This window comes from Marinactinospora thermotolerans DSM 45154 (assembly GCF_900167435.1).
Classification (GTDB): domain Bacteria; phylum Actinomycetota; class Actinomycetes; order Streptosporangiales; family Streptosporangiaceae; genus Marinactinospora; species Marinactinospora thermotolerans.
This window is the reverse complement of the sequence record NZ_FUWS01000005.1, coordinates 134,443-146,961: the sequence shown is the minus strand read 5'-3', so window position 1 is coordinate 146,961 and position 12,519 is coordinate 134,443. Positions and strand designations below refer to the sequence as shown.

At 73.2% G+C, this 12,519-nt stretch carries 1 protein-coding gene (only partly in view); it reads right to left on the bottom strand.

Going from position 1 to position 12,519, the window contains the following annotated elements:
- On the bottom strand, positions 1-12,519 hold part of the coding region annotated (locus B5D66_RS10455) for an ADP-ribosyltransferase (protein ID WP_200813606.1) (this coding region is incomplete at its 3' end). Its footprint extends 25,519 nt past the window's final position; 12,519 of 38,038 annotated nt are visible.

Sequence of the window (12,519 nt, the reverse complement as noted above, 5' to 3'; positions counted from 1 at the left end):
GGTCATTGTCGGCGAGGCCGAGCTCGCTGCGGGTGTTCTCCAGGTTCGTCTCGAAGCGGACCACATCGGCCTGGGCGCGGGCCACCTCGGCGCGCACCTCGTCCACCGTGCGCCCGCTCCGGTCCGGGCCGGTGGTGGCGGGGGCGCCACCGGTGCGATCGGCGCCGGGCTGAGGATCGTTCCCGGAGCTGGGCGTGGCCGGATCCGTGACCACCATGTTGACCTGCCACGGGCCGCCCCACGGCGCGGGCTGGCCCGGCATCGCGTTCGGGCCGTACCCACCCGACGGGCCGATCCGGCCCGTCGGCCGGGGGTAACCCCGGTCGGCGTCACCCAGCGGGGCCGGGCGCCAGTCCGCGGGCGGCTCCCAGTCCGTCGGGACGACCTCCGCCTCGATGAACCAGGCGTCCACGGTGCCGAGGTCGTTGGGCAGGTCGATGCGGCGCTGGTACACGCCGTGAATCACGGACTTCATCTCGCGCGGGAGCAGGATCTCCCGCTCGTCCATCCCGTACTCGGACAGCCGCATGACGTTGAGCCCCTGGTGGCCGCTGGGCACGCGCAGCAGCACGTAGGCGTCGCGGGCGACGGCCGAGTGCGAGCCGATGGAGGCCGAGGTGTAGCTGCTGTTGGTGAAGGTGCTGCCGACCATCCGCTGCGCGATGTCCGGCGTGAGCGGCCCCTGGTGGCCGGGCACCAGGGACGCCACCAGCTGCCCGACCACCTCATCGTTGATGCCCCAGTGCAGGTTCAACGCCGTGGGCAGCTGGCCACGCTCGATCGCCGCGTCGAGGTCGGTGACGAGCTGACGGAACCGCTGTTCCTCCCCGGGCGGCACGTTTCCGTGCCGCAGCCCCTTCTTCAGCATGTCGAAGTCGAGGCTGGTGTAGTCCCGAACCGCCTGCTCCTGCTCGGGGGTGAGCAGCTGCGCGGACGGGTTCGAGCTGTCGTGCCCCTCGACCGGCATCGTCTCGTTGGCCCACGTCACGGCGGCGGCATCGTCGTCGAACCGGGTGGCCGACATCCCGACACCACCGGGCTCGTCCGGGGTGGCCTGCCAGCGCGGTGCGGGCGGGAGCTGGCTGCGGATGTCCCCGGCCGGCCAGGCGCCGTCCGCCGGGCGGGAGTCGCCCATGACGGCGTGCACCATGTTCACGTCGAGCGTGGGATTGGCCTGCCATTCCCGGAGCAGGTCGTCGGCGGTGAGCTGACGGCCGGAGACGTCACCGGTGGGGTTGCCGGCGTGCGCCGGGTTCGCGCCGGACGGCTTGGGCGGCTTCTGGAACGCCTGCGGATCCTCACCGTCCGAGATGTCCATGTCGGAGCCGTCACTGGACCGCGCGGAGTCCGAGGCGCTGCCGGAGGCCGGTCGCGCGGCAGCCGGGTTACCCGCTGTGGAGAACGGCGAGGTGTTCAGCGCCGCGAGGTCCGCCAGGGCCGTGTCCAGCGCCCCGGATGCCCGCCAGGCGTTCCACGCCTCCTGCAGCATCTGCCACTTCTCGTCCGGCGTCATGGGGCGGGTGCCGCCGTCGTCGGTCGACTGCTCGTAGTGGCCCAGATTCTCGGTGACCTGCTCCACGCTGTCGCCGCGCTGGTGGTCCAGATAGGCGCCGAGGAAGGCGAGCGCCTCGTCATGGTCGTCCACGACGTCGGGTGCCGCCTGCTGGAGCGGGGTACCGATGCGTTCCGCCGTTTCCTCGGTGAGGTCCGCGATCCGCACCGGGGGTTCGTAGGGGGTGGGGCCGCCCGTGTCACGGTCGAGCGCGGGCTGGGTGAGCGCGGCGAGCTGCTGGAGGTGGTGCTCGCGCAGCCCTGCGAAGGGAGTACTCGACCAGGCCATGAGGTTGCCGGGCGCCATGTCCACCCGTGACTGGTCGGGGCGGGTCCGGAACACCGCGGGGGTGTCGCTCTGGTAGTACTCGTCCGCGAGCCCGGACATGTGCAACATCTCGTGGACGAGGGCACTGGGAGGCGCGTCCACCGGCCATTGCCCCATGTTGGCCCGCCGGCCTTCGCCGACCCACGTGACCGGCCGGTGGATGGGGCCGGTAACGCCGGGAGTGCCCGCCTCCTCGACCGTGTAGTGCAGCTGGTCGCCGGGAGAACCGTCCTGGTTCGGAAGCCGGTGCCGGTAGTTGATGGCCTCATCCAGCTTCTCGCGGAACGCCCGCATGCGCTGGGCGGCCACGTCGGGGTCAACCCCGTCCAAGCCGAACTGCATGCGGAGGGTGACTTCACGGACGTGCGAAGGGCCGCCGGGCGTGCGGAACTCGTCCGGAATCGGGATCCGGCGGACCTCGAAGTAGCCCACCATGTTGTAGCGGTGCCGGCGGGCGGGCAGAACGAACTCGGGCACGCCGTCCGGATTGCCCGGCACGCGGACACCGTTGGGGTCGCTAGCCGTGGTGGGACGGGCCGGGACGGCCGTGGTCCGCATCTCCGGACCGCGCTGGCGTGCCACGCCGGAGGCGTCATCCGGTGCACCAATGATGGTGACGGGGACGTGGTCGCGGGCGTCCTTCCAGTGCACGCGGCCGACCAGGCCGTCGTAGACGGGAGCGGGTGCGCTGATGGGCTCCGCGGTCAGGGCGGAGATCCGGGACAGCGAGACGGCGGTGACCCGGGCCGGCGGGGTGCTCTGAGCGCCGGTCCGCGCGGCCTGGGACGCGCCCGACTCGGTGAGCCCGAACCAGGAGAGCACGTCGGGCACGGCGATCGTGTGGTTCGGCTGCGGCCCGGCTCCGGCCCGGAACGGCTTGCCCCAGACGAGGTGACCGTGCAGCCGGTAGCGGTCGGCCTGGCCGCGGTCGACGAGTTCGACGCGGAGCCGGAGCTCGGCGCCGTTGCGCAGCGTGTAGGGGATCCGCTCGCTGGCGCCGTTGCCGTGGGTGATGGTGCGCCCGTCGTTGATCTGGGCTTCCATGGCCCGGACCAGCTCGTTCTCGGCCCGGACGATGACGTCGGGGCGTGGACCGGCGAAGCTCTGCACCCGTTCGAGGCGCACCACGGTCTCGACGGTGTCGCGGCCGTCCGGCGTCACCCGTGGAATCCGGTTCCACTCGAAGCGCGGATGGGTAGAGCCGAGCAGGCCATCACGCTGGATGACGCGTGCGGGCAGCACGGCGCCGTTGTCGGTGGGGACGGCGAAGTCGCGGGTCTGCCCGGGGCGGCTGCCGAACCGATCGGCGAGCTCGTCGGACAGCGCGGCGGTGCGGAGGGGGGAGTTGGCGACCCGCTCCCAGCCGCCCGGCGGCGGCGTGATGCCCACGTCGGTCAAATTGTTCAGTGCCTCGAGCAGGGCGCCGTTCTCCTGCCAGTACCTGGTGTAGTTCAGGTACTGCTCCTCCATGTCGCGGTCGCCCCCGAACACCGAGTCGAGGCCCTCGCCCTTGACATGGTGGTCGTAGTAGGTGCGCAGCATCTCGGCGGCGTCGTCCGCCTCGAGGTCGTCGATTCCGTCGAGCAGCGGGTCCGTGTCCACGTTGTCGAACGGGTCGCTGGACGCGTCGACGTCCATAGCGTCGTCGGAGTCGCTGTCCATGTCCACGTCCGAGCCGTCCGAGCCGTCCGAGTCGGAGGCGGGCGGGGAGGTCCGCCTGCTGAACGGGTCCTCGACCACCGGGGTGGCGGACGATGGGTCATCCCCGGCCGGCCGCTGCGACGGGTCAGTGGTGGCCGTGGCGGCCAGGTTGCCGGTGGTGGGCACGGCGTGGCCACCCCGGGTGGCGGGGGAACTGTCCGTGTCCCGGAGGGAGGTCTCCGTGGGGGGAGCGAAGACGGCCTGGTCGCTGGTGCCGCCGGCCTGGGTGTAGCGGTCGCGGGCCTGGTCGAGGCCGGTGTGGGCGTTGCGCAGTTCGGTCTGGGCGCGGGTCATTTCTGCCTGTGCGGTTTCGGTGCCGCTGCGGCTGCCGCGTGCGTCGTCGAGGCGGGCCTGGGCGAGGTCGATCTCGGCTTGGGCGGCGGTGACTCGCAGCTGGGCGGCCTCGACGAGCCCGCCCAGGTAGGAGAGGTCATTGTCGGCGAGGCCGAGCTCGCTGCGGGTGTTCTCCAGGTTCGTCTCGAAGCGGACCACATCGGCCTGGGCGCGGGCCACCTCGGCGCGCGCCGCGTCCACGGACTGGCCGTCGGGACCCTCGGTGTCCGGCCGCGCCCCGTCGGGCCGGCCGTTGGGGGCGGAGTCGGTGAGCGCCGTGTGCACCGCGAGCGTGGCGGGGAACGCCGGGCCCGCCATCCCGTGGCCGCCGGCGAACGGGCCCGCGTCGTCGTCGGAGTCGTCATCCGACAGCCCCCGGTCCAAGAGCGGGGTGGAGTCCCAGGACTCGGCGTCGGACACGTCGCTGTCGGAGAACAGCGACGGTGCGATCGACGTCGCGTCGGTGTCGTTCTCCCCGTCGGAGTCGAACAGGGCGGAGGCGGTGTCGCTGTCCTCGGAGTCGGACAGGACGGAGGCGGCGTCGTCCGGATGCGACGTGGCGTCGGTGTCGCTGTCCCCGTCGGAGTCGAACAGGGCGGGGCCGGCCTCGCTGCCGAAGTCCTCGGAGCCGGCGTCGTCCGGGTGCGACGAGGTGCCGGAGGCGCTGTCGTCCCCGGCACCGGGCTGTGGCCCGGGCTCCGGCCCGGCGGTGTCCGTGCCGGGACCGTCGGTGGCCGGTGTGGCGTCCGGCGTGGGGCCATCGGCCGTGGTCGCGGTCGCGGGGACCTGCGGGAGCACGTAGGCCGGCCACGTGGACGGCGCGGGTTCGCCGGTGGGGCGGGGGTAGCCACGGTCGGCGTCACCAACGGCGGCGGGACGCCAGTCGGCGGGCGGTTCCCAGCCGGTGGGGACCACCTCGGCCTCGATGAACCACGCGTCGCGGGTGCCGCCGTTCAGCGGAGTGTCGATCCGGCGCTGGTAGACGGCGTGGATCACGTGGTTGGTGTTGCGCGGCAGCAGGATCCCGCGTTCCTCGTCGCCGAAGACGGAGAGCCGCATGACGTTGAGCCCGGGGTGGCCCTGGGGGACGCGCAGCAGCAGGTAGACGTCCCGGCCTCCGGGGAAGTGGGAGCCGATGCTGGCGGACAGGTAGCTGGGCTCGGTGAAGGTGGTACCGACCAGGTTCCGCACGTTCTCCGGGGTGGGGATGCCCTGGCTGCCGGGGTCAACCGTGGCGAGGAGCCGGCCGAGCAGCGCGCGGTCCGCACCGGCGTGCAGGACGAGCGGCCCCGGCACCCGGGACCGGTCGATGGCCTGGTCGAGCTGGTCGACCATCCGCACGAACTCGTGCTCGCGGTGGGTGGGCACGTCGCCGTCGCGCAGCCCGGCGTCCGCCAGCTCGTAGCCCGTGCCGGTGAAGTCCTCCACCGCCCGCTGCTGCGGGAAGGTGAGCAGCCGCCACGGCCGTGTCCCGTCCATCCCATCGGTGGGCATGTGCTGGTTCGCCCACTCGACGGCGGCGCGGTCGTCGTCGAACCGGGTGGCGCCGTCCATACCGGCGCTGCCGGGCTGCTCCGCCGTGCCCTCCCAGCGCGGCGCGGGCGGGAGGTAGGCGCGGATGTCGCCGGACGGCCACTCCCCGTTCTGCGGGCGGGCGGAGCCGAGGTCGACGTGCGCCATGTTGACGTCGACGATGGGGTTGGCCCGCCACTCCCGCAGGTGGGCGTCGGCCTCCCGGTCGCGGGCGGTGGTGTCCATGGAGGCGGGGACGCTGCTGTCCGGGCCGGTGCCGTTGCCGCCACTGGAGACGGCGGCTGGACCGGTCGTGGTGACCGGGGCCTGCGCCCGCGGCGCGTCCGCCGGCTGGCCGTTCCCGTCCGGAACCGCTGGCGTGGGACGCTCCGGGCTGCCGTCCGGCTGGTAGGTCCCGCCGGCCTGGGCGAAGCGCGCGCGGGCCTGGTCGAGGGCCGTCTGGGCGTTGCGAAGTTCGGTCTGGGCGCGGGCCAGCTCTGCCCGCGCGGTTTCGGTGCCCATGCGGCTGCCGCGCGCGTCGTTCAGGCGGGCCTGCGCGAGGTCGATCTCGGCCTGGGCGGCGGTCACCCGCAGCTGCCCGGCCTCCACGAGCCCGCCCAGGTGGTACAGGTCGTCGTAGGGCAGGCCGAAGTTGCGGCGCGCGTCCTCCAGATCGGTCTCGAACCGCACGACGCCGGCCTGAGCCTGCGCCACCTCGGCCCGCGCCGCGTCCACGGACCGGTCGGCGCGGCCGTCGTCCGGAGCGCCGTCCGTGCGCGCCGTGTTGACGGTGAACGTGCCGTCCCAGGGGAGCGTCGCCTGGCTGGCCAGCGGGTGGGCGTCGGTGTCCGGCTCGGAGTCGGTGTCGGACCGGTCGCTGTCCGATCCGGAGTCCTCGGTTAGGGACGGGACGGACTCGTCCGAGACGTCCGAGGCGGTGTCGGCCATGACACCGTCGTCACTGCCGATCAGCGTCGCCGAATCGTCGGAGACGAAGGACGCGGCGTCGTCGCTGCCGGCCAGGGTCGCGGAACCGTCGGAGAGCACGGACGTGGCCGCGGTGCTGACGGAGCCGGCGCTCTCCGAGCGGGAGTCGTCACTGTCCAGCGACGAGACGTCGCTGGCGGAGTCCTCAGTGCCGAGCCCGGTGGTGGGGCTGTCCACCGCGCCGTCTCCGCTGCCGCGCGTTCCGGGCTGCCCGGCCGGCGTACCCTGTCCCGGCCGCGTGGACGGCCCGGCCTGCCCGGCCCACGGCGTCCAGGCCGGGGACGGCGGATCGGCCCAGTCCCAGTCAACCGACTCCGTCGTCGAGGACAGGCCGTCGGAGTCCGTGCCGTCCTCGGACGGCGTGGGCGGCACCGGCCGGGTTTCCGGCTCCTCGCCCGGCCGCTCCGGCGTGGGCCGGGGGCTGGCCTGCCCGTCGCGGGCGGGCTCTCCGGCCTGGTCGCCGGTGGACACCGGCTCGGGCGCCCGGACGGTGTCAGCGTCGGGTGTGCCGGCGCGCTCGGCCGCCTGGCCGGGCCGTTCCGCACCGGCCGTGGGCGTGCCGCCATCGCCGGTGCCGTCCTGGCCCCGCGTGGTGCCATCCGTGGCGTCCGGCCGTTGCGGGCCCAGGGCCGCCGAGAACTGCGCCAGCAGGTCGCTGGACACAGCGGGCGCCGGGGTGGTGGGCGGCGGCGGGGTAGCGGGCCGCGTCTCCTCGGTGGTGCTGGTGGCCGCCGGGCGCGGGCCGGGCTCCTCGCCGCCGGACTTCTCCGGCCGCACGGCAGGCGGGAACGTCTCGGGTGCCGGGGGCTGGCCGGTGTCGCTGGGCACCGTGGGCGCGGGGCGCACCGGAGCACCGTCGGGGGTGAAGGTGCCGCCGGCCTGGATGAAGCGCTCGCGCGCCTGGTCGAGGGCCGACCGGGCATTGTCGAGCTCGGTCTGGGCGCGCGCCATCTCCCGCCGCGCCAGGTCGGTGCCGGTCCGGTTGCCCCGGGCGTCGTCCAGCTCGGCCTGCGCGAGGTCGATCTCGGCCTGGGCGGCGGTGACCCGACGCTCGGCCGCCTCGACCAGCCCACCCAGGTAGTAGGGGTCGTCGTCGGCGAGGTCCAGGTTGACCCGGGTGTCCTCTAGGTCGGTCTCGAACCGCACGACCTCCACCTGGGCACGGGCCACCTGCGTGCGCGCGTCGGTCACCGCGCGGCTGACCGGTCCGTCCGGCGCGGGGTGCGGCACCTCCGGGCCGGTCTCCATCATCATGACCGTGACCGTGTCGATCTGCCGGTTCGTGGGCGCCGGGGCCGTGGCCGGGTTCACCCGGCCGGCCTCGGTGAAGTCCGGCAGCTGCGGCGGACGCGGCCTGGACGTGCTCTTCGAGGTGTCCTTCGAGGTGTCGTCGTCCGGGGCGGTGCGCACGGACGGGTCGGCGATGTGCCGCCGCGCCTTCGTCAGCTCGTCCCACCAGGTGTCAAACTTCTTCTCGAAGTCCGCGCGGGCCTCGCCGTACGCCTTCTCGGCCGCCTCGTACTCCGTGCGGGCCGTGCGGGCGGCCTCCACGGCGTCCCGGAGGGCGTCCCGCGCCCGGGCGACGGCCTGTACGTCACGCTCCGACTCGTCACCGTCCCGGCGCGCCTGGTCGGAGAACCTGCTCGCCGCGGCGAGTCCCGCCCGCGCGTCCGCGACGGCGCGGTCGGCCGCCACGAGCCGGCTGACCAGATCCGGCAGCTTGCCGCGCTTCGTGTAGTACGTCTTCTCGGCGTCGCTGAGATCCTTCTGCGCCTTCCCGACAGCCTCCCAGGCCCGCGTCCACTCCGCGGCGTCCTCCGGATCCTGGGGCAGCAGCCCGAGCTCACGGGCGTCGGACTCGTTGATCCAGCCGATGACCCTCGACGGCACGCTCGCCATGCCGAGGGTCGTCCCACGGCCCAGCCCGGGAATGTTGCGGTTGCGGTGCTGCGCGGCGATGACCCAGTCGGTGGGGACCGAGACCAGATAGGTGCGCTTGGAGTCGGCCGGGGGCGTGTTGTCGGAGTGCCCGCCGTCGGTGCTTTCACCGGTGCGGGTGGCCCGGTCGCCGGCGCCCATGTCCCCGCCGAGCTGGCCGGACAGCACGACGGTGTCCCCGCGAATGCCGTCGGCGGGGGTGGTGCCGGTGGCCCCGCCTTGGCCGGCCCCCGAGTTCTGCTCGGTGAAGAGACCGGCCGGCCGGAGCGCGAGCCCCCCGGTGGTGGAGCCGGACGTGGGGACCGCCCGGGAGTTGCTGGTGCTGTGCGAGTGGAGACCCTTGGCCTGGCCGTCGACGGCGACGTCGATGATGGTGGCCTCGCGGTACCGCGGCTTCGCGCCGAGCTTCCACTCGTTGCGGCCGATGCTGAGCAACTCGGCCCCGTCCGCCTTGCTGGCCTCCTCGAAGTAGGCCCGGACGGAGTCCCGGTTGAGGTTGCCGGGGATCGGGTCGTTGTCGGGCCGGATCCCCGTCTTCTTGATGGCGTAGGCCTTGGCCTGCTTCAGCGCGTCGGAGTCGAGGTCGCCGGAGTGCGACCAGCCGTTCGCCCGCGCCATCGTGACGTATCCGGCGTCGGTGATGCCCTGGCCGTCGGCCTCCACCGAGAGGGGAATGAACCTGGCGGGCTGGCCGGCTGCGGGCTGCCCGTTCTGGGGGGTCCAGTCCCGGATGGCGCCGTCGAGCGCGGCCGGGGCGGTTTCCTGCCGTGGTGCCGGGGTGGAAGCGGTGACCTGCCCGTCCTGCTGGGCGTCCTCGCGCTCGGTGGCGGTCGGGCGCTCAGCCGGCTGCTCGCCCGTGCCGCCGTCACCGGCCTGTTCGCCGCTGCGCGAGCCGGTGGTGCCAGTGTCGGCCGGGTCGTCCTTCGCGACGAGGTAGGCGGAGTGGAACGCCTCCTTGACGGTGGTGTAGTCGCCCGCAAGGGTGAACCGGCGGGTGCCGTACTCGACCGTCAGCTGAATGTACTCCGGGGTCTCCGCGATGGCGTACGGGCCGACCAGCTCGGAGACCCAGTTGGTGGTGTCCTTGTCCCCGGTGCTGGTGTTCTCACCCTCCGAGCTGGAGAACCCGATGCGCGGCGCCGGAGTGATGTTCGTGAAGCGGTTCGGCGGCAGTTCGCCCGGCAGGTTACGCGGCTCGTCCCCGCCGGACAGCGGCGTGGGGATCAGCGGCGCGACCTCGACGCGGGTGCCGAGGCTGCTGCTCTCGCCCTCCTTCTCCTTGGTCTTGTCGGCCAGGCTGATCTCGTGCCCGAACGTCGCCCCGCCGCCGGCCCGGGTGAGCCGTGGGCGGCCACGGACGGTCTCCACCCGGATGGTCGCCTCGCGGGTCTGGTTGTCGAACTCGACGCGCGGACGCTTCCGCCGGTCGTCTCCCTCTCCCCGGGAGAACCGGCCCTCGTCGGCGTACAGCTTGACCAGGACGTCCTTCGGCGCCTTCCGCCCGGTGGAGTGCGCGTTGATCTCGGCCAGGACCGCCTCGCGGCTGTCCCCGGTGAGGACGTAGTTGTCCTGCTTCAGCCGGTCGGCGAGCTGCACGCCGAGCGGGTCTTTGCTGGCCTCCGGCGGGGGAGTCCGGGGGACGTTCTTCAGCCGCTGGCCCTGATTCTCGAAGCCCGGCCGCACCGCAAACCGGTCGGGGCGCAGCTCCGGGTTGGGCTGCGGCTCGGTCCGGCCGATGGAACGGTTCTCCGTCCCCTCGGTCCGCTCGGTGCCCTCGGTCCGCTCCGCGCCGTCCGTCTCAGCCGGGCTCTGCGGCGGTTCGGGCGGGACGTACCGGTCGTTGACGAGCCCCGCGTCGTACAGCTCAGGCAGCGGGGCGTACCCGAACTCCTCGTTGCTGATCGTGTGCTGGAAGCCGCGGTGCTGGTCCCCCCTGGCGTGGCGGGGCACGTTCACCGCGAAGTCGAAGTCGCGCCGGATTTCGGCGACCTCGGTCTGCCGCACGTCCGAGTTGTAGGCGCGCACCCCACCGTGCGGCTTGAAGCTCGTCTTCTCCGTGAAGGTCGCGGCCTCGGACTGGCCGTTGCTGCGCCCACGGCCGACGCTGAACAGGTTCAGCGCCCCCTGGATGCTGGGGAGGCCGGAGTCGTTGGCGCGCAGCAGTCCCCGGTTGGGGTCGTTCGGCGCCTGCCGGCTGCGCGCGGAGGCCGCGCTCTCGTTCGGGTTGCCGACCGCACGCACCTCGCCCTCGACGGACACGTTCGTGGACGTGCCCTTGCTGCGGGTGATGCCGGCCTCTAGCTGTGTGGTCCACTTCAGCGTGGAGTTCGGCAGCAGGTCGTGGAACCGGACGTTGGTGCGGTCGGCGAACAGCGCGACGGTGTGCCGGCCGCTGAAGAAGAACCCACGCAGCCAGTTGCGCGTCCGGTGCCCCGGCGACGTCGAGAACAGCCGGTCGGCGTGGCCGGCCAGGGTCTCCCCGGAGAAGAAGGTCGGGTAATAGTCGTGCCCGGCCGCGCGCTTGAGGAAGCGCTGCAGCCCGGCGGCGCCGGACAGCAGCTCGTAGATCCGCTGCCGCTGCGTGCGGTCGCTGGACCCCGAGCTGATGTTCGCCGTGTAGGTGGGGAGCTGGTCCAGCGCGCTGGCTAGCGGCGTCCGGTCCGGGGCGTCTGGCCGGCCGCCGTTGATCATGCGGCGGACCGCGTCCGGGGCCAGCTTGACGGAGTCGTTCCGCGCCGGCGTGCTGGCGTCGCTCTGCGGCTCCGCCTCCCGCCTGGTCGCATCGAGCTGGGCGGGGGCCTCCAGCTCCATGCGGGCGGTGAGGTGGACGGGCTGGCCGTTCGCGTCGGTCATGAGGTTGACGCGGTGGCCGTCGTAGCGGTTGGGGCCGCGTTCGTCCGGTGAGCGGAAGTTGTCGCGGGCGGAGCCGGTCCGCACCTCGCGCTGGTCCGGCGGGAGGTCGTCGAACTTGCGGAACTTGCCCATCTCGGCGTGCAGGTCGAGCTGGTACCGCCAGACGTCGGTGTCGCCCTTGTCGCTGAGCGCCGTCGTGCGTTTCTCGGTCTGGCCGGTCTCCAGGCCGGTGGTCCGGGAGTGCGACCCCTGCGCCCGGACGCCGCCGCCGGCCTGCAGCCGGGGCATCAGCCGGGTGTCCCGGTTCGCGATGTCCCGGAACATCGCGCGCACCCGCACGCCCACCGTGTGGCCGCGCTCGTGCTCCTCGCTGCGCTGCCGTCCCGAGGTCCCGGCACCGGTGTCACCGATGCGGTTCTTGTTGAGGGTGCCGCCGAACTCCCGGTCGTGCGGGGTCGCCTTCAGCCGCACGGTGACGATGTCGGGGAGGAACCAGCCCTCCTTGTCCGGGTTCCAGGGGTTGAAGTTGCTGAGGTCGGGATTGACCAGGGCGGTCTCGTACAGGTGGATGTCGACGCCCTCGTTGAACCAGTCGCCGGTCTGGCTGCGGCCGGTCAGGTACTGCTCGGAGATCGTCTCCAGGATGCGGGCCGTGTTGTAGATCGCGACGGGGTGGCTGCGGCGGAAGTGGTGCTCCCGGGAGAAGAACGCGTCGTCGTGCTCGTTCCCCGGCCGCAGCGCGTAGTCCTTGCGGGCGCGCGCCATCTCGGGCACCACGAGGCCGGGGTACTTGCGGGCGATCCCGTCGAGCACCTGCTGGGCGTAGGCGTCGAACACCGTCCGTGGCGGAGTGGCGGTCTGCTCCCCGTCCTGCGGGGTGGTGGCCGGGTCCGTGCTGCCGGGCTCCTGGCCGTCCTGGCGGGTGGTGCCGCTCCCGGAGGGCGCGGTGGCCGCCGCCTCGGTGCCCGGCTGGGCGGCGGCGTACCGGCTGCCGTCCGCCCAGGTGATGCCACGGATGGTGGTGCCGCCGAGATGGTCGGGCCGGTCCTGGCGCAGGTGCGGGTAGATGGGGGCGTGGTCGCGGCGCGCCTGGGCGTCGGCGTCGTTGCGGTGCGGGTCGGCCAGCAGCTGGGCGTCGTCGACCGACAGCACCTCGACCGTGTTCCCTGTGAACCGGTGCGGGGTGGACTCGCCCTCGAACTGCAGGTAGTAGTTCCGGCGCACGTCGTAGATCGCCGTGTCGCCGCTCTTCGTGATCGCGTTGGAGATGCCGCCCGCGCTCCGCGAGTTCCCCACGGACCGGTCCCGGTTGTACC